The organism is Martelella mangrovi (assembly GCF_040545495.1).
Classification (GTDB): Bacteria; Pseudomonadota; Alphaproteobacteria; order Rhizobiales; family Rhizobiaceae; genus Martelella; species Martelella mangrovi.
Map to the genome: position 1 here is coordinate 141,495 of NZ_JBEPLY010000005.1, position 25,535 is coordinate 167,029.

Below are 25,535 nucleotides of genomic sequence, written 5' to 3' on the forward strand. Positions count from 1 at the left end.
AAGATGACGATAGGGATTCCCCGACTTTTCGGACGAAAAGAGGAGGGATGGATCAGATGGCGTCAACGCCGGTTTCGCCGGTGCGGATGCGCACGACGCCCTCGACATTGGAAACGAAGATTTTTCCGTCGCCGATGCGCCCGGTCTGCGCGGCATTGCGGATGGCATCGATGACGGCATCCACATTGTCGTCTGCCAGCACGACTTCGACTTTGACTTTGGGAAGAAAGTCGACGACGTACTCGGCGCCACGGTAAAGCTCCGTGTGACCCTTCTGGCGCCCGAAGCCTTTCGCCTCTGTGACAGTGATGCCCTGCAGGCCGACTTCCTGAAGGGCTTCCTTCACTTCGTCGAGCTTGAAAGGCTTGATGATCGCTTCGATCTTTTTCATGAGAAAATTGCTCTCCGCTTCTCCCGTTGGAACAGGCGTTGGCCCGCTCGGAACTTCAGATGCACATTGCATGCCAACTCGATAGAATTCCTTATAAAAAATGTCAAAATGAAAGTCATTTTTCCGAATGCCGCGACGACATGCCTGTGCGTCGGAATTCAGGTTTGGCCAAAAGGCCGGTTTGCGTCAAGGCCGGTTCGCTCCATCCACCGACACTACCTTATGCTTGGCGTTTAAGCAGTCAATAATGTTCAAATTATAGGCAATTGCTTACTGGATGAACAAAGCCGATCCGCACTTGCGCTGCCTTCCGGTTTGGCGTTCTACTCGGCCGCAACAGACGGAGGTCGAAAAATGCTGCTTCTGACACCGGAAGAGATGGGCAATGCCGACAGGCTGGCGGCGGAAAGCGGGATCGACAGCTATGGACTGATGATCAAGGCCGGACACGCCGTTTCCGCCGCGTTCCTGCGGCTGTTTCCCGGCGCCTCGCGGGCAACGGTTTTCTGCGGGCCGGGCAATAATGGCGGCGACGGCTATGTTGCTGCCGAGGCCCTGAAAGCGGCCGGTGTGCCGGTTGCGATCTTTCATCTTGGCGATCCCGAAAAGCTTGCGGGCGATGCCCGTCGCGCCCGAATCGATTGCGCCATCGAAAGCCGGCCGATTCCTGACTACCGGCTTTATCCCGGCGAGGTGGTTATCGATGCGTTGTTTGGCGCGGGTTTGCAGCGTCCCCTGTCAGACAATCTCTGTGAAATCATCGAAGCCGTCACGGATGCCGCCGTTCCCGTGATTGCGGTCGATCTGCCCTCAGGCGTCGGCGGGCTCACCGGTCAGGTGCTTGGCGGCGCGTTTCGGGCAGCGCACACGGTCACCTTCATGCGGGCCAAACCCGGTCATTATCTTTTGCCGGGGCGGGCGCATTGCGGCAGTCTGGAAGTGTTCGACATCGGCATCCCGCAACGCATTCTGGCAGAGGCGGGCGGGGCACATCACCTGAACACGCCGGCGCTTTTCAAAGCCAGCCTGCCGGCGCTTTCAGCCTCTTCACACAAGTTCCGGCGGGGCCATCTCGGCGTGTTCAGCGGCGGCCCTTCGGCCACCGGCGCAGCACGGCTTTCGGCGATGGCCGGGCTCAGGGCCGGCGCCGGACTGGTTACGCTGGCCGTGCCCTCCAATGCAGCGCTTGTGGCCGCAACCCATCTCACCGCCGTCATGATGAAACCGGTTTCCGACGTGGCTGCGCTTGAAGACTGGCTTGCCGACAAGCGCCTGTCCGCCTTTGTGCTGGGGCCCGGTTTCGGCGTCGGGGAAAAGGCGCGCACCTTTGTTGAAGCCCTTGCCGCACGGCCGCTGGTGCTCGATGCCGACGGCATCACATCCTTTGCCGAAGCGCCCGAACAGCTGTTTGGCCTTCTGGCCGGGACGGAGCCGCATTGCGTTTTGACGCCGCATGAGGGCGAATTCGCGCGGCTTTTTCCCGATATCTCGAAACACGACACCTTCGGAAAGCCGGAAAAGGCAAGCCGCGCGGCCAGACGCGCCAATGCCGTCGTACTCTACAAGGGCGCCGATACCGTGATCGCCGCGCCCGATGGCCGGATCGCGATCAATGCGGATGCGCCGCCATGGCTGGCGACCGCCGGCTCGGGGGACGTACTTGCCGGCATTATCGGCGGGCTTCTGGCGCAGGGCATGCCGGCCTTCGAAGCGGCCGCAGCCGGTGCCTGGCTTCACGGGGATGCGGCAAATCGGGCAGGCGAGGGGCTGACGGCCGAGGACCTGCCCGGCCACCTGCCGCGCTTCAGCGCGATCAGCTGAATTTCTGCTGCAAGGCCATGGCGCCGGCCGGCGCACGGACCTTGCCATTGGTGATGAAGAAGGCATAGACGTCGCGCGGCGTCTTCTTCTGCGCAGTGTCATCAAGGCGCGGCAGGTCGTCCGGCGTGTCGCCTTCGGCCCAGGAGCGCAGGCGCCCGGCCCAGACATCCATATCCGCATCGCGATAGCAGCGCGGATTGTCATCCGCGCCCTTCTGCAGGCGGGTATAGACGAAATCGCCGGTAACATCGGCAATCATCGGATATTCCGGATGATCCGCACAGACGATCGTTGCGCCATAGCGGCGCACCAGCCCGACAAAATCCGGCGTCAGGAAGGATGGATGACGGACCTCGATTGCGTGAGAAAGCTTAATGCCGTCACGTGTTTGCGGCAACAACCTCAGAAAGTCCTCAAAGTCGTCAGGCTCGAATTTCTTTGTCGGCATGAACTGCCACAGGATCGGCCCGAGCCTGTCGCCCAGTTCGGTGATGCCCTGACCGAGAAACTTTTCGATCGAACCTTCCGCCTCCGCCAGCTTCTTGCGGTTGGTGCAGTAGCGGCTTGCCTTCAGGGAAAACACGAAACCATCCGGCACGCTCGCCGCCCACTTGGCGAACGTGGCGGGTTTCTGTGAGGAATAATAGGTGCCGTTCACCTCGATAACCCGAAGCTGGCCCGCGGCATATTCCAGCTGCCGGGTTTTCGGCAGCTTGTCGGGATAAAAGGATTCATTCCACGGATCGAAGGTCCATCCGCCGATTCCGACGCGGATTTTGCCTGCTGTCACTGCCGCTTCTCCTATTCCGCAGCTTCGGTCTTCTTCTGCGGCCGCCTTTCCAGAAGCTCCTGCAGATAGTGCCCCGTATAGGAGCGTTTTTCCTTCACGATAGCCTCGGGCGTGCCGGTCGCGACGATCTCGCCGCCGCCATCGCCGCCCTCGGGACCGATATCGATCACCCAGTCAGCCGTCTTGATTACTTCGAGATTGTGCTCGATCACAACGACGGAATTGCCCTGTTCGACCAGCTTGTGCAGCACATCGAGCAGCCTGTCGACATCCTGGAAATGCAGGCCGGTGGTCGGCTCGTCGAGAATATAGAGCGTCTTTCCGGTCGAGCGCCGCGACAGTTCCTTGGCGAGCTTGACGCGCTGGGCCTCGCCGCCGGACAGCGTATTGGCCTGCTGGCCGACCTTGATATAGCCAAGCCCGACATCCTGCAGCGTTTGCAGCTTGTCGCGCACCGACGGCACAGCGGAGAAGAACTCCACGCCTTCCTCGACCGTCAGTTCGAGAATATCGGCGATCGACTTGCCCTTGAAGTGAACTTCCAGCGTTTCGCGGTTATAGCGCTGGCCGTGGCAGACGTCACAGGTGACGTAGACATCCGGCAGGAAGTGCATCTCGATCTTGATCAGTCCGTCGCCCTGGCAGGCCTCGCAGCGCCCGCCCTTGACGTTGAACGAAAAGCGCCCAGGCTGATAGCCGCGCGCCTTGGCCTCCGGCAGTCCGGCGAACCATTCGCGGATCGGCGTGAAGGCGCCGATATAGGTCGCCGGATTGGAGCGCGGCGTGCGGCCGATCGGCGACTGGTCGATATCGATCACCTTGTCGATGAATTCCAGCCCCTCGATACGATCATGCGGCGCAGGATTTTCACGCGCGCCCATGATCCGCCGTGCGGCTGATTTGTAGAGCGTTTCGATCAGAAAGGTCGACTTGCCGCCGCCGGAAACGCCGGTGACAGCGGTGAATACGCCGAGCGGAATGGTTTCCGTGATGTTCTTCAGATTGTTGCCGCGGGCGCCGACAACCTTCAGCGCCTTGCCCTTCTTCGGCTTGCGCCGTTCGGCCGGCACGGCAACAGCGCGCGCGCCGGTCAGATATTGTCCGGTCAGCGATTTCGGATTGGCCATGATTGCCGATGGCGGCCCTTCGGCGATCACTTCGCCGCCATGAATGCCGGCGGCCGGGCCGATGTCGAGCACATAGTCTGCCGCAAGAATCGCGTCTTCGTCATGCTCAACGACGATCACCGTATTGCCGATGTCGCGCAGATGCTGCAGCGTTTCCAGAAGCCGGGTGTTGTCGCGCTGGTGCAGGCCGATGGACGGCTCATCGAGCACGTAGAGCACGCCGGTAAGCCCGGAGCCGATCTGGGATGCCAGCCGGATGCGCTGGCTCTCGCCGCCGGAAAGCGTGCCGGAATTGCGGGACAGCGTCAGATATTCAAGGCCGACATCGTTTAGAAAGCGCAGCCGCTCGTTGATTTCCTTGAGGATGCGCACCGCGATGTCATTCTGCTTTTGCGAAAAATGTTCGGGCAGGTTCTCGAACCAGTCGCGCGCGGCACTGATCGACATTTCGCTGACATGTCCGATGTGGCGGTTATCGATCTTGACGGCAAGCGCCTCGGGTTTCAGGCGGTAGCCGTTGCAGGCCGGGCAGGGGGCGGCTGACATATAGCGCTCGATTTCCTCGCGCGCCCAGGCTGAATCCGTTTCCTTCCAGCGCCGTTCGAGGTTTGGCATGATGCCCTCGAAGGTCTTGGTGGTCTTGTAGGAGCGCGCACCATCGGCATAGTGGAACTCGATCTTTTCATCCGTGCCGTTCAGGATCGCGTCGGTTGCCGTCTTGGGCAGCTTGTCCCAGCGGTCGGTCATCTTGAAACCGAAATGCTTGGCGATCGCTTCAAGCGTCTGCTTGTAGTAGGGCGACGAGGACTTGGCCCAGGGCGCAATCGCGCCATCGGAGAGCTTCTTCGCCCGGTCCGGCACGACAAGGCCCTCGTCAATCTTCTGCTGGAAACCGAGCCCGTCACAGGTCGGGCAGGCGCCAACGGGATTGTTGAATGAGAACAGGCGCGGTTCGATTTCGGAGATCGTAAATCCCGAAACCGGACATGCAAATTTCTCAGAAAAAACAAGTCTCTCGTGGGTTTCGTTGAGAGATTTGTTCTTTGAGCCGCCGGCCGCGGTTTCGCCTTCCGGCAGCGGCTTGTCGGCAAATTCGGCAATGGCGAGGCCATCGGCAAGCTGCAGGCAGGTCTCCAGACTGTCGGCAAGCCGGGTGGCAAGATCGGCGCGCACGGCAACGCGGTCGACCACGATGTCGATATCATGCTTGTATTTCTTGTCGAGCTTCGGCGCCTCGGCGATCTCGTAGAACGAGCCGTCGATCTTCACGCGCTGAAAGCCCTTTTTCATCAGCTCCGCCAGTTCCTTGCGGAATTCGCCCTTGCGGCCGCGCACCAGCGGCGCCAGCAGATAGAGCCGCGTGCGCTCTTCCAGCGCCAGAATGCGGTCGACCATCTGGGTCACCGTCTGACTTTCGATCGGAAGGCCGGTCGTCGGTGAATAGGGCACGCCGGTGCGCGCAAACAGCAGGCGCATATAGTCATAGATCTCGGTAACCGTGCCGACGGTCGAGCGCGGGTTCTTCGAGGTTGTCTTCTGCTCGATGGAAATGGCGGGCGACAGACCGTCGATCCGGTCGACATCCGGCTTTTCCATCATCTCGAGGAACTGGCGCGCATAGGCCGACAGGCTCTCCACATAGCGGCGCTGCCCCTCGGCATAGATCGTATCGAAAGCCAGCGACGACTTGCCGGAGCCCGAAAGCCCGGTCATCACGATCAGCGAATTGCGCGGAAGGTCGACATCGACGCCCTTCAGATTGTGCTGGCGGGCACCGCGAATGGAGATATTTTTGAGTTCGCTCATAGCTTTCGGCTTCTCGGCAAGGGAAAATCGGTTCTTATGTAGTTCGCAGGAGCTGGCTGTCGAGGTTTTAATGAATTACGGCGCCGGAAATGAATCGGTTGACGGGATCATAGCAGCGATATAGAACAAATAAAGAACATTTTAATTGTGGATTTCATGCCCGCGATTGGTCGTCACGCGGCGGATCGTCTATGCTGGCCCGAAATTCTTACAAGAGCCGCTTTCGCGGCCAAAGCAGGTGGTTTCATGGCAGGTAGTGTAAACAAGGTCATCCTCGTCGGCAATCTCGGTGCTGATCCGGAAATCCGGCGGACCCAGGACGGCAGGCCGATTGCCAATCTGCGGGTGGCGACATCGGAAAGCTGGCGCGACCGCAATTCCGGCGAGCGCAAGGAGCGCACGGAATGGCATCGGGTCGTGATCTTCAGCGAAGGCCTGTGCAAGGTCGCCGAGCAATTTTTGCGCAAGGGGTCCAAGGTGTATATCGAGGGCCAGTTGCAGACCCGCAAATGGACCGACCAGAGCGGCCAGGACCGTTATTCGACCGAGATCGTTCTGCAGGGCTTCAATTCCACGCTGACCATGCTCGACGGGCGTGGCGAAGGCGGCGGCCAGGGTGGTGGCGGCAACTTCGGCGGCGGTCAGGGCGGCGGCTATGACGACTATGGTTCGCAGCCGGCGTCCGGTGGTGGCGGTAGCCGCAGCGGCGGTGGCGGCGGCGGTTTCTCGCAGGATCTGGACGACGACATTCCGTTTTGATCTCCGGGAGGCGGAAGGCCCTCAACGCATAGAGCGGAAGAGGTCTGTTTCCCGACGGCCGCACGTTCGGTGCCTTGAACCGGCGCGTCCCCTGATCGGGCCGCGCCGCAATAGTTTCATGTCGCAGCGGCTGTCAGGTTGAAGGCGGTCTGCATGCCGTCGATGACGAATTGCACGGCCAGCGCCGTCAGCATCATCCCCAGAATACGGGTCAGAATGTTGCGGCCGGTTTCGCCCAGAAACCGGTCGATCAGGCCGGCCGTCAGCATGGCGCCCAGCACCACCAGCGAGGCGATGAGGATCACGAATACCAGCGCCAGCTTGTCCAGCACCGTTTCCATCTTCGAGCCCAGCAGGATGGTGGCCGAGATCGCGCCGGGGCCGGCAATCAGCGGCATGGCCAGCGGAAATGCGGCAAGATGGGCGATATTGTCCTTGGTGATCGCGGTTTCGGTGGTCTTTTCCTTGCGCTCCTGACGCTTCTCGAAAATCATCTCGCAACCGATCCAGAACAGCAGGATGCCGCCGGCAATCCTGAAGGCGCTCATGGAAATGCCGAGCGCGCCGAGGATGCGGTCGCCGATGAGCGCGAAGGCAACGAGCAGGCAGAACGAAATCAGCGCGCCGCGCACAGCAACCCGGCGGCGCTGGCCGCGGGTCATGCCCACCGTCAGCGCCAGGAAGATCGGCACCATGCCGGGCGGGTCCATTGTCACCATCAAGGTGGTGAAACCGCTCAGAAGTGTTCCCACTTCATTCATCGAAATTTACCGGTTCTGCTGGTTTCAAAAAAACATCGGGAACGCCAATATTCATTTAAAATCCGGGGCGTTGCGCCTTCTGTTTTGCCACCCTGCCACAACTATGCCGTCAAATACGAATTAATTTTGTTTAAAGCTCTGTCTCCCGCCGCCAGACGGCCTGCAAAATTGGCGTTCGGGACCGGATTCGGCTATAAACACGCGATATGATTCTAGCTTGAGATCGTGATTCATTTTGACTGATCAAACGACACCATCGGGCGGGGGCCTCCCGCCAGGCATCGAGCCCATTTCCATCGTGGAAGAAATGCAGCGTTCCTATCTCGATTACGCCATGAGCGTAATCGTCAGCCGTGCGTTGCCGGATGTGCGTGACGGGCTGAAACCGGTTCATCGGCGCATTCTCTACGGCATGTCAGAGCTCGGCGTTGACTGGAACAAGAAGTACATGAAGTGCGCCCGTATCACCGGCGACGTCATGGGTAAGTTTCATCCGCACGGCAATGCCGCGATCTACGACGCGCTGGCGCGTATGGCCCAGGACTGGTCGCTGCGCCTGCCGCTGATCGACGGGCAGGGCAATTTCGGTTCCGTCGACGGCGACCCGCCGGCGGCCGAACGCTATACCGAGTGCCGGCTGCAGAAAGTCGCGCATACCATGCTCGACGATCTCGACAAGGAGACCGTCGACTTCCGCGAGAACTATGACGGCACGCTGTCGGAGCCGGTCGTGCTGCCGGCGAAATTCCCGAACCTGCTGGTCAATGGCGCAGGCGGCATCGCCGTCGGCATGGCGACCAATATCCCGACCCATAATCTCGGCGAGGTTATCGACGGCGCGATTGCGGTCATGGAAAACCCGGCGATCGAACTGCCGGAACTGATGCAGATCATTCCGGGACCCGATTTCCCGACCGGGGCGCAGATCCTCGGCCGTGCCGGCATCAAGTCGGCTTACGAGACCGGGCGCGGTTCGGTCATCATGCGCGGGCGGGCCACCATCGAGCCGATGCGCGGCGACCGCGAGCAGATCATCATCACCGAAATTCCCTATCAGGTGAACAAGGCGACGATGATCGAGAAAATGGCCGATCTGGTGCGTGAAAAGCGCATCGAGGGCATTTCCGACCTGCGTGACGAGTCCGACCGCGAAGGCTACCGCGTCGTTGTCGAGCTGAAGCGCGATGCCAACGCCGATGTCATCCTCAACCAGCTTTATCGCTACACCCCGCTGCAGACCTCGTTCGGCTGCAACATGGTGGCGCTGAACGGCGGCAAGCCGGAACAGATGAACCTGCTCGACATTCTGAAGGCCTTTGTCGCCTTCCGCGAGAATGTCGTCAGCCGCCGCACCAAATATCTGCTGCGCAAGGCGCGTGAACGCGCCCATGTGCTGGTCGGTCTTGCCATCGCGGTTGCCAATATCGACGAGATCATCAGCCTGATCCGTCGCGCGCCCGATCCGCAGACGGCCCGCGAACAGTTGATGGAGCGCCACTGGCCGGCACAGGATGTCGAGGCACTGATCCTGCTGATCGACGATCCGCGTCACAAGATCGGCGAAGACGGCACCTATCAGCTGTCCGAAGAACAGGCCCGGGCCATTCTGGAACTGCGCCTGTCGCGCCTGACGGCTCTTGGCCGCGACGAAATCGGCGACGAACTCAACAAGATCGGCGACGAGATCAAGTCCTATCTTGAAATCCTGTCTTCGCGTGTGCGGATCCAGGAAATCATCAAGGAAGAAATGGTTGCCGTGCGCGATGAATTCGGCACGCCGCGCCGTACCGAAATTCTCGAGGGCGGCCCCGATATGGACGATGAGGACCTCATCGCCCGCGAGGATATGGTCGTTACCGTTTCGCGCAACGGCTACATCAAGCGTGTGCCGCTCAATACCTACCGCGCCCAGCGGCGTGGCGGCAAGGGACGTGCCGGCATGGCAATGCGAGACGAGGATTTCGTGACCCGCGTGTTCGTGGCCAACACCCACACGCCGGTGCTGTTCTTCTCCTCGCGCGGCATTGTCTACAAGGAAAAGGTCTGGCGTTTGCCGATCGGCACGCCGCAATCGCGCGGCAAGGCGCTGATCAACATGCTGCCGTTGCAGCAGGGCGAGGCGATCACCTCCATTCTGGCGCTGCCGGAGGATGAGGACAGCTGGTCCGAACTCGACGTGATGTTCGCCACCACGCGCGGAACCGTACGCCGCAACAAGCTGTCGGATTTCGTGCAGGTGAACCGCAACGGCAAGATCGCGATGAAGCTCGACGACGAGAATGATCGCATCCTGTCGGTCTGGACCTGTACGCCGGATGACGACGTGCTGCTGACGACGGCGATGGGCCAGGCGATCCGCTTCCCGGTTCCCACCATCCGCGTCTTTGCCGGCCGCAATTCGATCGGCGTGCGCGGCATCGGCCTTGCGGAAGGCGACGAGGTGATCTCGATGACCATCGTCAGCCATGTCGATGCCGAACCGTGGGAACGTGCCGCCTATCTCAAGCGCGCCGCGCTCGAGCGCCGCTCGGAAACCGGGGAGGGCGAGGATATCGCACTTGTCGGCGAGGAGGTCTCGGAAGAGGGCACGCTGGGCGACGAACGCTTCGAGGAACTGAAATTCCACGAGCAGTTCATCCTGACGGTCACGGAAAAGGGCTTCGGCAAGCGCTCGTCGTCCTATGATTTCCGGATTTCCGGCCGTGGCGGCAAGGGCATCCGTGCCACCGACACGTCGAAGACCGATGAAATCGGCCGGCTGGTCGCAGCCTTCCCGGTTCTCGACCGTGACCAGCTCATGCTGGTGACCAATGCCGGACAATTGATCCGCGTGCCGGTGGACGATATCCGTATCGCCAGCCGCGCCACCAAGGGTGTCACCGTCTTCAAGACCGGCGCCGACGAAAAGGTGGTGTCCGTCGAGGTCATCAGCGAACCGGAGGAGGCCGAACCCGTCGAAGACGGTGAAGAGGTCGCCACCGACGCACCTGCCGCAGAGACCGGCGAGGGCGACGGTGAGGTCTGATCATCAGTCTCATGCAATAAAGGAAGCCGGGCCGTTGTGCCCGGCTTCTTCGTGAGCGGAGCACTTTGGAGAGGAACACCAGCATGACACAGGGTTCGGCGGCCAAGTTCGATCAATCGCGCGCCGGCGAATATGCCCGCCAGAGCCGTATCGGGCTGGCCGGTTACGACGCTTGCCATGAACTCTCCGCCTGCATGCTGTCGGCGGCAATCGGCGCGGGGCACGCGGCCAGGGTGCTCGTGGTTGGCGCGGGCGGAACGGCTGGTGAGATCATCGCCGCGGCAAATCTTGAGCCGCAATGGCATTTTGTGGCCATCGATCCGTCCGAACCCATGCTCGACCTTGCGCGGACGCATATCAAAGACGCCGGCCTGTCGGAATGGGTCGAGACCGTTCTCGGAGCGGTTTCGGATATTGATCCGGATACGCCGTTTGATGCGGCCATCATGATCGGCGTTCTGCATCATTTGCCGGGCGATACCGCCAAGCAGGATATCCTGGCGCAGATTTCGACGCGGCTGAAACCCGGCGCCCTGCTGGTCGTTGCCGGCAATTACCGCACTTACGCTTCCGAACCCCTGCTGATGGCGGCATGGGCGAACCGCTGGCGCATGCACGGCGCTGCCGATGACGAAGTGCAGGCCAAGATGGGCAGGCTGATGCAGGGCGCCGAGCCGCCGCCGTCGGAAGAAGCGGTATTTTCACTGCTGGCAGATGCGGGGTTCGTCAGCCCTGTCCGCTTCTTTGCGAGCCTGTTCTGGGGCGCCTGGCTGGCGCGCCGCAGCGATATTGACGGTCGGGATCACGGCTGAACCGTTTTTAAGCGGCTTGCGGCCTGCCACATTCCATGACAAAAGGCCGGGACCGAAACCGAGGCGCGACGAATGGCAACGGCATTTTACCCCGGCTCTTTCGACCCGATGACCAATGGCCACCTTGATGTGGTGCTGCAGGCGCTCAACATTGCCGACAGGCTTGTGCTGGCAATCGGCATCAATGCCGGAAAGAAGCCGCTGTTTGAATTCGAGGAGCGCGCGGCATTTCTGCAGCGCGCCGTCGCAGAGCACCTTCCGCACCGCACCGGCGATGTTTCCGTGGTGGCCTTTACCGGGCTTGCCATCGATGCGGCACGGGAAAACGGCGCAGGCATGATCATTCGCGGACTGCGCGATTCCACCGATTTTGCCTATGAGATGCAGATGGCCGGGATGAACCAGACCATGGCGCCGGACGTGCAGACCGTATTTTTGCCGGCAATGGCACTTTCCCGTCCGATATCGGCCACATTGGTGCGGCAGGTCGCTGCCATGGGCGGCGACGTGGAACGCTTCGTGCCGGATTATGTGGCAACCGCGCTGAAGGCAAAATTCCCGCGCTAGAGCCCGGGTGAGAAAATGATTTTCAAGGAGAACATCATGAGGAAGACCATAGCAGGACTGGCTGCCGCTACGATGATGATGACGGCCTCGACTGCCGGCACGGCGCAGGCCCAGGACGGTGAAGACCTTTTGACGCTCAACACCACGGAAGGCCCGGTGGTCATCGAGCTTTTCGACGAGGATGCGCCGCAGAATGTCGCCCGCGTCAAGGCGCTTGCCGCAGACGGCGCCTATGACAATGTGGTGTTTCACCGTGTGATCGGCGGTTTCATGGCCCAGACCGGCGATGTCCAGTTCGGCGATACCGAAAACGGCTATAACGCCAGCCGCACCGGCATGGGCGGCTCGGATATGCCCGATCTGCCGGCAGAATTCTCCGAAATTCCGTTCAAGCGCGGCGTGGTCGGCATGGCCCGCTCGCAGAACCCCGATTCCGCAAATTCGCAGTTCTTCATCATGTTCGACGATGCTCCGCATCTCAACGGCCAGTACACCGTTATCGGCGAAGTCGTTGAGGGCATGGACAATGTCGACAAGATCAAGAAGGGCGATCCGGCGCAGAACGGCAAGGTCAGCGATCCCGACCGGATCCTGAGCGCCACTGTCAGCCAGTAACCCTCCTCCCATTTCGACCAAGCTCAGCCACAGGAGAACCAGATGGCCGAAATCAAAGATCCGGAAAACACCTTCATCATGGAAACGACCAAGGGAAAGGTCGTTATCGAAGCGTTTCCGAATGTTGCCCCCAAACATGTCGATCGCATTCGCGAACTGACCCGCGAGGGCGCCTATGACGGCGTCGTCTTCCATCGCGTCATTTCCGATTTCATGGCCCAGGGCGGCGATGTGAAGCATGGCAAGAAGGGCTCCGACGCCTTCAACCCCGGTCGCGCGGGAACCGGCGCCTCGGACAAGCCCGACCTTCCGGCCGAGTTTTCGTCCGTCCGCCACATTCGCGGCACCTGCTCGATGGCGCGTTCGCAGAACCCGAACTCGGCCAACTCCCAGTTCTTCATCTGCTTCACCGATGCCCCCTGGCTCGACAAGCAGTACACCGTCTGGGGTCAGGTCATCGAAGGCATGGACGCCGTCGACGCCTTCGAACGCGGCGAGCCCGTGCGCGAGCCCGACCACATCATCACGATGAAGGTTGCCGCGGACGCCTGAGCCGTAAGGGCCTCACCTGCCGCTGCTGTGTCATCCTCGGGCTTGACCCGAGGATCCATGCACGGTTCGTCACGACGAGAGACGGTGTTGGACGGCCCCGATGGCGCAGACTTTTGGGCGTATTAACCTCGCTCATGTCCTCTGTGACTGGATGCTCGGGTCAAGCCCGAGCATGACACCGTGCAAGTGAAAACGCCATAAACCCGCGCGGCACAGGCCGGCGGGTTTTCAGATTTTCTGGAGTTGTCTTGATACAATGCGCGTAGACCTCTTCGATTTTGATCTTCCGGATGAAAACATTGCGCTTCGCCCCGCAAACCCGCGCGACAGCGCGCGCTTGCTGCTGGTGCGGCCCGATCGGGACGAGGGCGTACTCGAAGATCATGTCGTTTCCGATCTGCCTGCCTTCCTGCGGCCGGGCGATGCGCTGGTGTTCAACGATACCAGGGTGATCCCGGCTCAGCTCGAGGGGTTTCGCCACCGTGCCGGCGGCGAGGCGGTTGCGGTCTCCGCGACGCTGCATCTGCGCAAGGCGGATAATATCTGGCATGCTTTCGCGCGGCCCGGAAAACGGATCAAGCCGGGTGACCAACTGCGTTTTACTGCCGCCGACGGTGGCGCCATACTTGAGGCCGAAGTTGCGGAAAAGCGGGAAGGGGGCGAGGTCGTGCTATCCTTCAACGCCCGCGGAGCCGCCCTCGACGAGGCGCTGATGCGCGTCGGCCATGTGCCGCTGCCGCCCTATATTGCCTCCAAACGCGCCGAAGACGGCAAGGACAGAGACGATTACCAGACCGTCTATGCCCGCGAGAACGGCGCCGTTGCCGCGCCGACGGCCGGGCTGCATTTCACCCCACGGCTTTTGCAGGCATTGAAGGAGGCCGGGGTCGAGCAGCATTTCGTCACGCTTCATGTCGGGGCGGGGACATTCCTGCCGGTCAAGGCCGATGATACCGACGACCACACGATGCATTTCGAACGCGGCATCGTGTCGCCGGAGACGGCCGAAGCGCTGAATGCCGTAAAGGCGCGGGGCGGGCGCATCGTCTCGGTCGGGACAACCTCGTTGCGGCTCCTGGAAAGTGCAGTGACAGACGATGGCGAAATCGGCGCGTGGGAGGGCGAAACCGGTATTTTCATCACGCCGGGCTATCGCTTCTGCGCTGTCGACATGCTGATGACCAATTTCCACCTGCCGAAATCGACGCTGTTCATGCTGGTGTCGGCTTTTTGCGGGCTGGAGACGATGCGCGCGGCCTATGCCCATGCCATCGAAACCGGCTATCGTTTTTATTCCTACGGCGATTCCAGCCTGCTGTTCAGGAAAGACTGATGAGCGAAGACTTCCGTTTCACGCTGAAGACCACCGACGGCGATGCCCGTCTCGGCGAAATCACAATGCCGCGCGGACAAATCCGCACGCCGGCCTTCATGCCCGTTGGCACCGCCGGCACGGTGAAGGCGATGTATCTCGACCAGGTGCGCGATCTCGGCGCGGACATCATCCTCGGCAATACCTATCATCTGATGCTGCGACCCGGTGCAGAGCGGGTGGCGCGGCTTGGCGGGCTGCATTCGCTGATCCGCTGGCCGCATCCGATCCTGACCGATTCCGGCGGGTTTCAGGTGATGTCGCTGGCAGCGCTCAGGGAAATCGACGATAAGAAGGGTGTGACCTTCAAATCGCATATCGACGGCAGCGTTCATCATATGAGCCCGGAGCGGTCGATCGAGATCCAGGGGCTCTTGGGCTCCGACATCCAGATGCAGCTGGATGAATGCGTGCGCCTGCCGGCGGAACGGCCGGAAATCGAGAAATCGACGGAAATGTCGCTGCGCTGGGCCGAACGCTGCCGCGAGGCCTTCGGCGATCAACCCGGAAAAGCCATGTTCGGCATTGTGCAGGGCGGCGATATCCCAGACCTGCGCATCCGTTCCGCCCGTGGTCTCGCCGGGCTCGACCTCAAGGGTTACGCCGTCGGCGGCCTCGCGGTGGGAGAACCGCAGGATGTCATGCTGGATATGCTGGAGACCACGCTGCCGGAACTGCCGGCGCAAAAGCCGCGCTATCTCATGGGTGTGGGAACGCCGGACGATATCCTGAAATCGGTGGCGCGCGGTATCGACATGTTCGACTGCGTGATGCCCACAAGGGCAGGGCGCCACGGTCTTGCCTTCACCCGTCGCGGCAAGGTGAACCTTCGCAATGCCCGACACGCCGAGGACTTGCGTCCCCTCGATGAGGAAAGCGACTGCCCGGCCGCCCGCGATTATTCCCGCGCCTATCTGCACCACCTCGTGCGATCCAATGAATCGCTTGGCGGCATGCTGCTGACCTGGAATAACCTGCATTACTACCAGTATCTGATGCAGGGCATCCGCGCCGCGATTGCCGAGGGGCGATATGCGACGTTCATGGCGGAAACCCAGAACGACTGGGCAAGAGGCGATATCCCGGCTCTTTAAGTGCTGAGCCTCGGCAGCTGAGCTGAGGTCAAACCAGGCATGATTGCATTCTTCTGGTTGGGACGAATCTCGTTCTTCAGCCTTTCTGCGGCTGCCCGGAAACCTCCGGGTGGTCTATGTCTATGAGACAATGCGAAATTAGAGATACATGTATAAAATGATTTATACATGATATATTGAAACATATTATTTTAATAAAATAAAATATAAGTGTTATTATTGCAACAATAACAACTATAAACTCTTATAAGTAGAAATATCACTAAATAAAACTTTCTCCCGGAACGATAATACAACACGATCAGTGTGCGCTTGATTGCGCGTAATTTATGACCCGACTGGTTTGCCCCGATGGGTACTGCATGCGGCAGGGCAACACCCGCCGCAGGGGCGCAGGGCGGGTTACCGTCGGCGCGCTGTGTCGTCGGCCGTTTCTGGGAGACAGCAATGACCACTGTGAAATCGAGATTTCTGCAATCCTCCGCCTATGCGGGGGTACTGTTGTGCGGGCTGGGGAATGCGGCGCTCGCCGACAAGATCGAATATTATCCGATCAGCACGGACCCGAACGACTGGGACGTGGACCGTCATCCGACCACGTCCTTCACGCTGCTGGGCGACTATATGGGCCGGACGAATGTTCTTGCGCTGGAAACGGTCGGCGCCGATGCCGGCGGTACAAGCTACCATCAGTGGGAAGGGTATTCGCAAACCACGATCGTTCCACCGGGCGATTCATTCATCGGCGGCGATCTCTATGTGGCAGATGGCTGGCAGAACGGCAGCGACACCGACTATATCCGCACGAGCATGTGGGGCTCGGCCATGACCGACGAAGAGGTCGCGACCGGAAACTATAATGACAATGATGCGGTTTTTCCGATCATCCAGTTTACCAACCGTGACGGGCAGGGGCGGCTTGAAGTCTGGGATACGAACACCAGCAATGGCTGGGTCGATCTTCCCGAAACGGCCGGTCTGATCAATTATGCCGGCTGGAACACGCTTGATATGCGGGTCATGACCAATGTCGACGGGCAGGGCGGCAGCGCCGTTCAGTATTTTTTCAACGGCGAGCTGATCTATACCTGGGAACCGGCCCTTTCGGCAGACAGCACGAGCCCCGAACAGTTCTTCGCCATGTATCTGAAGAACCGCAATCACGGTCAAACGGATTTCACGTCTTACTGGTCGCGGTTGCTGACCGGCGTGTTTCTGCCCGAAGATATCAACGAGATCGGCAATACGCCCTACGATCTGGCAATCATCAACAATAACGGCCCTGTCACCATTACCCAGGGGGCGGTGCTGAGCGGCTCCGTAACGAGCAGGGGAAATGCGCAGACGCGCCAAGTGCTGCACTTCGAGCCGCAGACAACCGTTGAAGGGCATTTCTACGCACAGAACAGCCAGTTAAATTTCCAATCCGGATCCGGCCTGCCCAGCACCACATTCAACAGCGACCTGAACCTTGAAAACCGCTCTGCGACAAGCGGCGGCAGCCTTGAGAACCCGATCCGTATCGGCGGCAATCTGAATGTCGATAGAACCTCCATGGCTGGCGGTAACCTTGCTGTTTCAGGCAATGCGAACATCACGGGCACGATTGGCGCCGGAAACTCAATCGGCACGATCACCGTTGGCGGCGATCTCAACCTGGCCTCAAGTTCGTTTGTGGAGGCGGAGGTTGACCTCAGCGGCAATGCTGACCTGATCGCGGTTGGCGGCGTTGCCAATCTGGCCGGCGCAGTCGTGGTCGACACGATCGACGGGTATATTCTGAACCATGACTATGTCATTCTCACCGCAACCGGCGGGCTGAACGGCACGTTCTCGTCATCAGACTCATTGTGGAACAATATCGACAATTATGCCTTTGTTTCTCCTGTTTTAAGCTACGGTCCCAACACGGTGTTCCTGACGATTGAGCGCAATGGCCATTCATTCGCCAACGTTGCCGAAACGCCGAACCAGATTGCCGTGGCCAATGCGCTGGAAACGCTCGGCAGTCTGGCAACGCCGCCGGCGCTTTACAGCGACATCATGCTGAAGATGACCGTCGATGATGCGCCGACGTCCTATAACAGCCTGTCGGGTGAAATCTACGCCTCGAACCAGACGGTGATGATCGACCAGACACGCTATATCCGCGATGCGGTTTACGGACGTCTGCATCAGGCCTTCGGCGGCCTGTCAGCCTCTTCTGTCGAGGTCATGGCCTATGGACCGGACGACGCCGACATCACCGAGGCCAGCCCGACGACTGACGATGTCTTCGGCGCCTGGGGCTATGCCTATGGCGGCTGGAGCGATTATGACGGCGACAGCAATACCGGCCCGCTGAAATCCTCGACGGGCGGATTTCTGGCCGGTATCGACGGTGCCATCGGCGATAGCTGGAAGGTTGGTGTTCTGGCCGGCTACGGCTACACATCCTTCGACAACAAGGGCCCGGCATCCGGCGATACCGACGCCTACACCATCGGCGCTTACAGCGGCGGTGAATGGCCGACCGGCGAAGCGAGCGCCTTCGCTCTCCGCTCGGGCCTGTCCTATACGTGGAATTCGGTATCGGCCGACCGCGTCGTCAGTTTCCCGGGCTTCTACGATACGATGTCGAGCGATTACGATGCCGGCGCATTCCAGATCTTCGGCGAACTCGCCTATCGCACCGAAACGGCTGAAAATACCGAAGTCGAGCCTTACGCCAATATCGCCTATGTTGGCCTGGATGCGGACAGCTTCTCCGAAACCGGGACAACGGCTGCGGCTCTCGGCGTCGCCTCGCAATCAACGAACAGCTATTTCACCACGCTTGGTCTGCGGGCCGCGGCCGCATTCGAAATGATGGGCCAGGGCGGGTCCGAAGCCTATTTCGATATCGGATGGCGCCATGCCTTCGGCGATATCGCGCCGACATCGTCGGCGGCGTTTGTCGGCAGTGCGCCATTCACCGTTACCGGTGTTCCGCTTGCCCAGGACGCAGCGCTGATCGGGGCAGGGGTCGATTTTGCCCTCTCCGAACAGGCAACGCTCGGTTTCGGCTACACCGGCCAGTTTGGCGACGGCGTATCCCAGAACAGCATCAATGCACGCCTTGATGTCAGTTTCTGACGAACCCGGCCGTCGAACCTGAAAACGTCCAATGAGCTGTTTCCACACGGAAGCAGCTCATTCTTTCTGATGTCGGCATTGCAGGCAGGTGCTGCAGCGACCGTCGATCCTGTTTCAAGCAGTCCGCCATAAAGTCCTCATCAGGTGGTATTCTCCAACCATTTCAGGAGTTTTCTGACGGCCGGGCTTGGCTCAGGTGGAACAACTGCATGATATCCAAGGGTTTCGGAGGGTTCTGCATAGAGCACAGAAAGGAGCCCGCTATCGATATCGCGTTGAACGAGCGCTCTTGATTGCAGGGAAATGCCTTGACCTGCCCTGAGTGCCGAAAGCACCAAAGAATTTGTTGGGTAATGTCGGTGCGTTGCAGCGTTAAACTCGATCCCATGCTTTTCCACCCAACGCATATGCTGCGTGCGTCCGGTTTCGAAGAGCCAGCATTGCTCTTTCAAGGATGCAGGATCATCGCATGTTTTGTCTGAGAACGTGTCAGTCCTCGCGACAACAAGATACTCGCCGGATACGAGATACCGACTTTCGCAATCACCCCAATCGCCGTGTCCATAGCGGATTGCCAGGTCCAGCCGCTCATGTTTCATATCCAACACATTCAGGCTTGGAACGAGTTCAATCCGTATCTCCGGATGATCAGACCAGAATTCAGCAAGCCTCGGCATGAGCCAGTTTTCTGCGAATGAGGGCGGTACGGTGACTCTCAGCGGGCGCAGTGTCTCTTCGGCAAGCAACAATTCGACAGCGGAGTGGATCTTGCCGAATCCTTCGTGTGTCGCATCAGCCAACTTTTGACCGACTGGTGTCAGCTTGATATCGCGTCCTGTCCGCTCGACAAGAGCCAGTCCCAAACGATTTTCAAGTCCTCTCACATGCTGCCGAATGGCCGCCTCCGTGACATTCAACCCGGTGGCTGCCCTCGAAAAACTCCGATGTGTGGCGACCGCATCAAAGGCGCGCAAAGCAGAAAGCGACGGCATTTTACTCCAATTCATATCGTAGTTTTCCTTTCGTAGAGGAAAAATATTTGCCGTGAAATTGGCAGAAAACGACGTAAAACTGAAGATATATCGAAGTTTAAATTCGGAGAGCTTTCATGGAAATACAGACCTGGTTCGCCTTTGCCGGCGCAAGTATTGCCTTGCTGGTCATCCCTGGGCCCGTAGTCATGTTGCTACTGGGCTATACGCTTGGTTATGGACCGAGGGCGGCGGTGGCCGCCGTGCCCGGCGTCATATTGGGCGATTTCACCGCGATGTCGCTGTCGTTACTTGGAGCAGGGGCAATCCTTGCTGCCTCGGCAAGCCTGTTCCTGACGCTGAAACTGGTTGGTGCCGTCTATTTATTGTGGCTGGGTATCAAGCTCTGGAGGGATGATGCGAAGCCCATGACAGCAGTTGGTCGCGCTCCGCTTAAAGGATGGAAAGCATTTGGGAGCGCCTATTGGGTGACGGCACTGAACCCAAAGGACATCGTTTTCTTCGTCGCTTTTCTACCGCAGTTCATCTCTCCGGAACAACCGCTTGTCCCGCAGATCGTCATTATCGAAGCCACATTTCTTAGCCTCGTCTTGTTCAGCAACGCAGTATGGATTCTGCTTGGATCAAAATTATCCCGGTATTTTGGACGGCGCAGTCATATCCGGATCGCAAATAGGGTGGGTGCAGGATGGCTTGTGGGCGCAGGACTGCTTACAGCGGTCAAAGGTTGATTGTGTACCAGCCATTTCAGGGGTGTGCGTTGGCTAGCATCCGGGATGAAGCGCGCACCTAGCGATCTCTGTATCCCGTCGTCTTGCCAACGCTTAGAACAGCACGTTTCCATTGCCATACATAAATCACATAATGTAGATTATGGAACTTATGGGTTATAAACGACCAACGTCGTCAGATCGCGGCTTCGCCGCACCAACTAGCCAAACACAGCGGCCGAACGATCTCTGCCGCTGTACTGGTGAATAACTGCTCGGATCATTACCGCAATGCATTCAAGCGGTTGAAGGCGGCGGTGAAGCCGTTGAGCGAGGCCTGTATGTCGACGCGGTCGCTGCCGTCCACCGGCTTTGCCCTGACATGAAGGACACCGCCGTTTTTCAGGCGGTCCAGCATGGCTGCGTCAAACTGGATCGGCACCAGGCACCCTTGCGGCAAACATGTCGAAAAGCCGAAGGTCGGCCCGTCGCTGTCCGTATCGATCGTCAGCGAGACGCCTTCGGCCAGCGCCAGCCCGAATGGCATGACCAGCACGCCTTGTGCCTGATCGGCTGCCGGAGCATTGAGCTCGACCGTCAGAACCCGCTGTCCGGAATCCTTGGCAACCTGATTGTGAACCATGGCGCAGCGGTCGTTCGTGCCGTCGGAAACACAGGTCACGCGCCAGTCCTGATAGGTCTCGTTCAGCGAACTTGCGCCATCCGGCAAGGCTGCAAATGTCTGACCGACAGGCGCGGCCCCAAACAGGACCGCCGCGATGACGGCTGTAAAACGACGATGCTTCACTGGAAACCTCCCAAAGATGTCTGCTGTATTGTTGCATTGGCATTCACGGGCGTACCGGAACATCAATCATTCATGTGTAAACATAGCATGATTCGCCGACAGCGCCATTCGATGAAATCCACCTTTGGTTGTCTCCTTGGAGAAATGCGACTGATTTTATCCCCGGCGAAATTGAAATTCATCCGGGCCGTGCTTGCATGCGCGCGGCTTCGTGGCCATAGTCGCGGCAAATCCCGAAACGAGCAGCCTCAGACAGGAGCTCCCATCAATGTCCTCTGATCTGGACAGAACCGGCCGACATGGCGGCGCGGGAGGTGATCATCGCCCTCACCCGCAAGTCCCTGATATTCATGCAATTCTCGGCGATGACAAGCCAAAGAGACGGTTCGGGTTCCCCTGGGGCTGGATGATTGCCGTTATTGTGCTCGCCGGCGCCGGTTATACCGGTTACAGGTATCTGTCCTCCGGCGACATCCAGATCGTGGCGGCAAAGCCAAGCTACGTCACCGACGAGGTCAAGCGTGGCCCCATGACCGTGACGGTTGCCGCGACCGGCGCAATCGAGCCGACCGAGCGGGTTGATATTTCGAGCGAGCTTTCCGGCACGGTCAAATCCGTTCTGGTCGATTTCAATTCCGAGGTGAAAGCCGGTGAGGTTCTGCTCGCGCTGGAAACCGACGAGCTGAAAGCCGACATACTGAGTGCCAAGGCCCGGCTTGCCGCAGCCGAAGCCGATGTTGCAGCCGCCAAGTCGGATCTGGAATCGGCCAAGGCCACGATGGAACGCACCAGAACGCTGGCCGAGCGTGATGTGGCGCCGCGCCAGGAGCTTGAAGACGCCGAGTTCGCCCATGCCGCAGCGCAGGCCGAAGAGCAGAGCGCCGAAGCAAGGCTTGCCGTTGCCCGGGCAGAGCTGGAACTTGCCCAGCTGCGCCTCAGCAAGGCGACGATCCGCTCTCCCATCGATGGCGTCGTGCTTTACCGCAATGTCGATGTCGGCCAGACCGTCGCGGCCTCGCTGGAAGCCCCTACCCTGTTCGTGATTGCCGGTAACCTGACCGAGATGGAACTCAGGGTGAATATCGATGAAGCCGATGTGGGACAGGTCGAACCGGGCCAGAAAGCGACATTCACGGTCGAGGCCTTTCCCGGAAGACGCTTTCCCGCGGAGATCAAGTCGATCCGCTACGCCTCCGAGGTCAACAGCGACGTCGTCACATACAAGGCCGTTCTGGTCGTGGACAATACCGATCGTCTGCTGCGTCAGGGCATGACCGCGACCGCCGACATTCTTGTCGATGAAAGCGAGGACGCCATTCTGGTGCCGAATGCGGCGCTGCGCTATACACCTGCAGGAGAGGCTGTGGCGCCGCTGGAGGACGACCAGCGCACCGTCTGGTTGCTCAGGAATGGCGAACCTGCGCCGGTCAAGATCACCGTCGGCGCCAGCGATGGCCGTTTTTCGGAGGTGCTGGAGGGCGATCTGCGCACCGGCGACAACGTCATCACCGGTTCCGGTATTCAGGCGAGGTAGGACAATGACGACTGCGCCGCTCATCGAGTTCAGAAATATCTACAAGACCTATGGCGCCGGCGAAGCCGAGATCGTCGCGCTGAACGGCGTCGACCTTTCCATACAGGCGGGCGAATTCGTCTCGATCATGGGGCCGTCGGGGTCGGGAAAATCGACCGCCATGAACATTCTCGGCTGGCTGGACCGGCCCACCAGCGGCCAGTTCTTCTTTCAGGGGGTGGACACAACCGAACTCAAGGCCGCCAAGCTGACGCTGCTGCGCCGGCATCTTCTGGCCTTCGTTTTCCAGCGTTATAACCTGCTGCCGCGGTCTTCGGCGCTCGAGAATGTCGAACTGCCGCTGATCTATCGCGGCATCGGCAGGCGGGAGCGGCGTGAACGGGCGGAACTCGCCCTCTCCCAGGTCGGGTTGGCCGACCGGCTTGACCAGCGCACCCAGGAACTGTCCGGCGGCCAGCAGCAACGCGTGGCGATTGCCCGCGCGCTGATCACCGAACCTGCCGTTCTGCTTGCCGATGAACCGACCGGCAGCCTCGATACCCGCACCAGCAACGAGACGATGGAACTGATCACCGGCCTCAATACCGAACTCGGCATCACCGTGGTCATGGTCACCCATGAGGAGAACGTGGCGCGTTATGCCAGCCGCCGTGTGCAGTTCATCGATGGCATGCTGGAACGCGGTTTCCGCCCCGGGCGCAGCGAAAGACAGGAGAACGGCAATGTTTCTTGAGATGCTCAAGCTCGCTCTTCGCGCTGTCCGTCGCAACCTGCTGCGTTCGTTTCTCACCGTTCTCGGTGTCGTCATCGGCGTTTCCGCCGTCATCGCCATGGTCACGATCGGCAACGGAACGGCCGAGCAGGTCCGCAGCGAAATTGCCCGTCTTGGCACCGATGTGCTGTTCGTCAGGCCCGGTCAGCGCGCGCCGGGCGCGCCTGCAGAAGCCGCCAAGGGCTTCAGCGAGCGTGATATTGCCGCCCTGCGGAACCAGGTTCCCGGGCTTCGCGCCGTTGCACCGCAGAATGTTTCGACCGTGACCGTTGTTGCGGAGGGCGAAAACCGCCGAACCACCGTGATCGGTACGAATGACGATTTCCTCGCGGCCCAGGACTGGACGATTGCCAACGGCCGTGATTTTTCAAGCGCTGCTGCCGGCGGCAGCGGCGATACGGCCTGCATTCTCGGCGAAACCGTCCGGCAGGAGCTTTTCGGAGAAAACGATCCGGTCGGCAAAAACGTGCGCGTCGGCAATGTGTCCTGTGCGGTGATCGGCACGCTCAGGGAAAAAGGCGAAAGCAGCATGGGGCGCGACCAGGACGATATCGTGCTGATGCCGATCAGCGCCTTTCAGCGCCGCGTCGGCGGCGACAGCTATATCGAAAGCATTCTGCTGGCCGCGCGTGACGGCGTATCAACCGGGCAGGTGGAAGCCGATGTGACCGCCCTGCTGCGCCAGCGCCGCAATATTCAGCCCGGTCGCGCCAGCGATTTCGAGGTCAACGACATGACCGAAATCGCCAATGCGGTCACCGGCACAAAAAGCCATCTGACCGGCATGCTGGCCGCCGTTGCGGCCGTCAGCCTGCTTGTCGGCGGCATCGGCATCATGAACATCATGCTGGTGTCGGTCACCGAACGCACCCGCGAAATCGGGCTCAGGCTCACCGTCGGTGCTTTGGAACGGCATGTGCTGCTGCAATTCATCGTCGAGGCGGTCGTGCTGTCATTGCTCGGAGGCCTTGCCGGTGTGATCATCGGCCTCGGCGTTGCCTATGCGGCCGTGCAGTACCTGGCGGTGCCCTTCGTCGTCGCGCCCACGATGATCCTGGGCGCCTTCGCCTTTTCGGCGCTGATCGGCATCATCTTTGGCTATTTCCCGGCCCGCCGTGCCGCCCGGATGAACCCGATCGAAGCGTTGCGCTACGAATAGAAACAGCGGAAGCCGGGGGTTTCCGGTTTCCGCTGCAAAATTCATCCTGAAGTCAGAAGCAGGCTCTGTTCAGCCGACGAAAGCCCGTTCGATCACGAAATCAGACGGCTTGTTGTTGGCGCCCTCGTCCATGCCGGCGGCTTCCAGAAGCGCCTTGGTGTCTTTCAGCATTTCGGCCGAACCGCAGATCATGCCGCGATCGGTCTCCGGGTTGAGCGGCGGAAGGCCGAGGTCTTCAAACAGCTTGCCGCTGGCAATCAGATCGGTAATCCGGCCGGTGTGCTCATAAGGCTCGCGCGTGACCGAGGCGTAATGAGTCAACTTGTCGCCGACCAGTTCGCTCAACAGTTCGTCGCTGCGGATCTCCTTGACGAGATCCAGACCGTACTGAAGTTCGGCGACTTCGCGGCAGGTATGGGTGAGGATCACCTCGTCGAATTTCTCGTAGGTTTCCGGTTCGCGGATCAGGCTGGCGAACGGCGCGATACCGGTTCCGGTCGAAAACATGTAAAGCCGCTTGGCCGGGGTCAGCGCGTCCAGCACCAGCGTGCCGGTCGGCTTCTTGCGCATCAGGATAATGTCGCCGACCTCGATCTTCTGGAGATGCTGTGTCAGCGGGCCATCCGGCACCTTGATCGAGAAGAATTCCAGTTCTTCCGCCCAGGACGGGCTGGCAATCGAATAGGCACGATAGACCGGTTTGCCGCCGACCATCAGGCCGATCATGGCGAATTCGCCGGAACGGAAACGGAAGCCGTCCGGCCGTGTCATCGTAAAACTGAACAGGTGGTCGGTATAGTGTTTTACGCTCAGAACTTTCTCACCGTAGACTCCGGCGGGCAGTGTGGCGGCAAATTCCTCGGTCTTGGCTTGCACATTCATGTTGACGTCTCGTCCTGTCTGCTGAACGCCGGGATGGAACCGGCACAATCATAAAATCCACCTATTCGTGAA

The 25,535-nt window shown here is 59.9% G+C and carries 21 protein-coding genes; 14 read left to right on the forward strand and 7 right to left on the reverse strand.

Annotation, left to right across the window (positions count from 1 at the left end; all coding sequences use genetic code 11):
• Window positions 1–52: 52 nt before the first annotated feature.
• Entirely contained in the window at window positions 53–391 is a 339-nt protein-coding gene (locus tag ABID12_RS09585; RefSeq protein WP_024707846.1) for a P-II family nitrogen regulator, read from the reverse strand.
• Window positions 392–745: 354 nt separating this feature from the next.
• On the opposite strand from ABID12_RS09585, the gene ABID12_RS09590 reads away from it, so the two are divergent.
• Window positions 746–2,212, forward strand: coding sequence for an NAD(P)H-hydrate dehydratase (locus ABID12_RS09590; RefSeq protein ID WP_354434031.1), 1,467 nt, complete (start codon window positions 746–748; stop codon window positions 2,210–2,212).
• Here ABID12_RS09590 and ABID12_RS09595 read toward each other — a convergent pair.
• Together ABID12_RS09595 and uvrA are read right to left on the reverse strand one after the other, a co-directional pair.
• On the reverse strand, window positions 2,205–3,002 hold the full coding sequence (locus tag ABID12_RS09595) for a DUF72 domain-containing protein (RefSeq protein ID WP_354434032.1): 798 nt from the start codon (window positions 3,000–3,002) through the stop codon (window positions 2,205–2,207). The two genes, ABID12_RS09590 and ABID12_RS09595, sit on opposite strands and share 8 nt — an antisense overlap.
• A gap of 11 nt (window positions 3,003–3,013) precedes the next feature.
• Window positions 3,014–5,935, reverse strand: a complete 2,922-nt coding sequence (uvrA, locus tag ABID12_RS09600; protein ID WP_354434033.1) for an excinuclease ABC subunit UvrA — start codon at window positions 5,933–5,935, stop codon at window positions 3,014–3,016.
• Window positions 5,936–6,181: 246 nt separating this feature from the next.
• On the opposite strand from uvrA, the gene ABID12_RS09605 reads away from it, so the two are divergent.
• Entirely contained in the window at window positions 6,182–6,694 is a 513-nt protein-coding gene (locus ABID12_RS09605; RefSeq protein WP_106305295.1) for a single-stranded DNA-binding protein, read from the forward strand.
• A gap of 116 nt (window positions 6,695–6,810) precedes the next feature.
• On the opposite strand, the gene ABID12_RS09610 is transcribed toward ABID12_RS09605, so the two are convergent.
• Entirely contained in the window at window positions 6,811–7,455 is a 645-nt protein-coding gene (locus ABID12_RS09610) for a MarC family protein (RefSeq protein ID WP_106305298.1), read from the reverse strand.
• A 235-nt stretch (window positions 7,456–7,690) separates the two neighbouring features.
• Here ABID12_RS09610 and gyrA point away from each other — a divergent pair, with 235 nt between their 5' ends.
• The 8 genes from gyrA to ABID12_RS09650 all read left to right on the forward strand — a co-directional run bounded on the left by gyrA (window position 7,691) and on the right by ABID12_RS09650 (window position 18,606).
• On the forward strand, window positions 7,691–10,480 hold the full coding sequence (gene gyrA, locus ABID12_RS09615; protein WP_354434034.1) for a DNA gyrase subunit A: 2,790 nt from the start codon (window positions 7,691–7,693) through the stop codon (window positions 10,478–10,480).
• 83 nt (window positions 10,481–10,563) lie between these two features.
• Window positions 10,564–11,292, forward strand: coding sequence for a class I SAM-dependent methyltransferase (locus tag ABID12_RS09620; protein WP_354434035.1), 729 nt, complete (start codon window positions 10,564–10,566; stop codon window positions 11,290–11,292).
• Between the two features lie 72 nt (window positions 11,293–11,364).
• On the forward strand, window positions 11,365–11,859 hold the full coding sequence (gene coaD / locus ABID12_RS09625) for a pantetheine-phosphate adenylyltransferase (protein ID WP_354434036.1): 495 nt from the start codon (window positions 11,365–11,367) through the stop codon (window positions 11,857–11,859).
• Between the two features lie 36 nt (window positions 11,860–11,895).
• Complete coding sequence (locus tag ABID12_RS09630; RefSeq protein WP_354434037.1) at window positions 11,896–12,474, forward strand: peptidylprolyl isomerase; 579 nt, start codon at window positions 11,896–11,898, stop codon at window positions 12,472–12,474.
• A gap of 42 nt (window positions 12,475–12,516) precedes the next feature.
• Complete coding sequence (locus ABID12_RS09635) at window positions 12,517–13,026, forward strand: peptidylprolyl isomerase (protein ID WP_354434038.1); 510 nt, start codon at window positions 12,517–12,519, stop codon at window positions 13,024–13,026.
• A gap of 256 nt (window positions 13,027–13,282) precedes the next feature.
• The gene (gene queA / locus ABID12_RS09640; protein WP_354434039.1) at window positions 13,283–14,359 is read left to right on the forward strand and encodes a tRNA preQ1(34) S-adenosylmethionine ribosyltransferase-isomerase QueA; all 1,077 of its coding nucleotides are present in this window, start codon (window positions 13,283–13,285) and stop codon (window positions 14,357–14,359) included.
• Window positions 14,359–15,492, forward strand: a complete 1,134-nt coding sequence (tgt, locus tag ABID12_RS09645) for a tRNA guanosine(34) transglycosylase Tgt (RefSeq protein ID WP_354434040.1) — start codon at window positions 14,359–14,361, stop codon at window positions 15,490–15,492. The genes queA and tgt overlap by 1 nt, the downstream gene beginning before the upstream one ends.
• 447 nt (window positions 15,493–15,939) lie before the next feature.
• On the forward strand, window positions 15,940–18,606 hold the full coding sequence (locus tag ABID12_RS09650; RefSeq protein WP_354434041.1) for an autotransporter family protein: 2,667 nt from the start codon (window positions 15,940–15,942) through the stop codon (window positions 18,604–18,606).
• Window positions 18,607–18,746: 140 nt separating this feature from the next.
• Here the strand turns inward: ABID12_RS09650 and ABID12_RS09655 are convergent, their stop codons facing one another.
• Complete coding sequence (locus ABID12_RS09655) at window positions 18,747–19,613, reverse strand: LysR family transcriptional regulator (RefSeq protein WP_354434042.1); 867 nt, start codon at window positions 19,611–19,613, stop codon at window positions 18,747–18,749.
• A gap of 101 nt (window positions 19,614–19,714) precedes the next feature.
• Between ABID12_RS09655 and ABID12_RS09660 the strand changes: the two genes are divergently transcribed.
• A complete protein-coding gene (locus ABID12_RS09660) occupies window positions 19,715–20,329 on the forward strand; it encodes a LysE family translocator (protein WP_354434043.1) in 615 nt (204 codons plus the stop codon).
• A gap of 262 nt (window positions 20,330–20,591) precedes the next feature.
• Here the strand turns inward: ABID12_RS09660 and ABID12_RS09665 are convergent, their stop codons facing one another.
• A complete protein-coding gene (locus ABID12_RS09665) occupies window positions 20,592–21,116 on the reverse strand; it encodes an invasion associated locus B family protein (RefSeq protein WP_319520035.1) in 525 nt (174 codons plus the stop codon).
• Between the two features lie 268 nt (window positions 21,117–21,384).
• Between ABID12_RS09665 and ABID12_RS09670 the strand changes: the two genes are divergently transcribed.
• From ABID12_RS09670 to ABID12_RS09680, 3 genes are read left to right on the forward strand one after another with little or no spacing between them, the layout of a single operon-like run.
• Window positions 21,385–22,650, forward strand: coding sequence for an efflux RND transporter periplasmic adaptor subunit (locus tag ABID12_RS09670; protein WP_354434044.1), 1,266 nt, complete (start codon window positions 21,385–21,387; stop codon window positions 22,648–22,650).
• A gap of 4 nt (window positions 22,651–22,654) precedes the next feature.
• Window positions 22,655–23,383 carry an ABC transporter ATP-binding protein gene (locus ABID12_RS09675; RefSeq protein ID WP_106305335.1) on the forward strand — a complete coding sequence of 243 codons (729 nt, stop codon included), beginning with the start codon at window positions 22,655–22,657 and terminating at the stop codon, window positions 23,381–23,383.
• Window positions 23,373–24,581 carry an ABC transporter permease gene (locus ABID12_RS09680; RefSeq protein WP_354434045.1) on the forward strand — a complete coding sequence of 403 codons (1,209 nt, stop codon included), beginning with the start codon at window positions 23,373–23,375 and terminating at the stop codon, window positions 24,579–24,581. The genes ABID12_RS09675 and ABID12_RS09680 overlap by 11 nt, the downstream gene beginning before the upstream one ends.
• A gap of 69 nt (window positions 24,582–24,650) precedes the next feature.
• On the opposite strand, the gene ABID12_RS09685 is transcribed toward ABID12_RS09680, so the two are convergent.
• On the reverse strand, window positions 24,651–25,463 hold the full coding sequence (locus tag ABID12_RS09685) for a ferredoxin--NADP reductase (RefSeq protein ID WP_354434046.1): 813 nt from the start codon (window positions 25,461–25,463) through the stop codon (window positions 24,651–24,653).
• Window positions 25,464–25,535: the final 72 nt, after the last annotated feature.

Coding starts and splice junctions, on each gene's coding strand:
- ABID12_RS09585 (WP_024707846.1), bottom strand. CDS start 391: ATGAAAAAGATCGAAGCGATCATCAAGCCTTTCAAGCTCGACGAAGTG.
- ABID12_RS09590 (WP_354434031.1), top strand. CDS start 746: ATGCTGCTTCTGACACCGGAAGAGATGGGCAATGCCGACAGGCTGGCG.
- uvrA (WP_354434033.1), bottom strand. CDS start 5,935: ATGAGCGAACTCAAAAATATCTCCATTCGCGGTGCCCGCCAGCACAAT.
- ABID12_RS09605 (WP_106305295.1), top strand. CDS start 6,182: ATGGCAGGTAGTGTAAACAAGGTCATCCTCGTCGGCAATCTCGGTGCT.
- ABID12_RS09610 (WP_106305298.1), bottom strand. CDS start 7,455: ATGAATGAAGTGGGAACACTTCTGAGCGGTTTCACCACCTTGATGGTG.
- ABID12_RS09620 (WP_354434035.1), top strand. CDS start 10,564: ATGACACAGGGTTCGGCGGCCAAGTTCGATCAATCGCGCGCCGGCGAA.
- coaD (WP_354434036.1), top strand. CDS start 11,365: ATGGCAACGGCATTTTACCCCGGCTCTTTCGACCCGATGACCAATGGC.
- ABID12_RS09630 (WP_354434037.1), top strand. CDS start 11,896: ATGAGGAAGACCATAGCAGGACTGGCTGCCGCTACGATGATGATGACG.
- ABID12_RS09635 (WP_354434038.1), top strand. CDS start 12,517: ATGGCCGAAATCAAAGATCCGGAAAACACCTTCATCATGGAAACGACC.
- queA (WP_354434039.1), top strand. CDS start 13,283: ATGCGCGTAGACCTCTTCGATTTTGATCTTCCGGATGAAAACATTGCG.
- tgt (WP_354434040.1), top strand. CDS start 14,359: ATGAGCGAAGACTTCCGTTTCACGCTGAAGACCACCGACGGCGATGCC.
- ABID12_RS09650 (WP_354434041.1), top strand. CDS start 15,940: ATGACCACTGTGAAATCGAGATTTCTGCAATCCTCCGCCTATGCGGGG.
- ABID12_RS09655 (WP_354434042.1), bottom strand. CDS start 19,613: ATGAATTGGAGTAAAATGCCGTCGCTTTCTGCTTTGCGCGCCTTTGAT.
- ABID12_RS09660 (WP_354434043.1), top strand. CDS start 19,715: ATGGAAATACAGACCTGGTTCGCCTTTGCCGGCGCAAGTATTGCCTTG.
- ABID12_RS09670 (WP_354434044.1), top strand. CDS start 21,385: ATGTCCTCTGATCTGGACAGAACCGGCCGACATGGCGGCGCGGGAGGT.
- ABID12_RS09675 (WP_106305335.1), top strand. CDS start 22,655: ATGACGACTGCGCCGCTCATCGAGTTCAGAAATATCTACAAGACCTAT.
- ABID12_RS09680 (WP_354434045.1), top strand. CDS start 23,373: ATGTTTCTTGAGATGCTCAAGCTCGCTCTTCGCGCTGTCCGTCGCAAC.
- ABID12_RS09685 (WP_354434046.1), bottom strand. CDS start 25,463: ATGAATGTGCAAGCCAAGACCGAGGAATTTGCCGCCACACTGCCCGCC.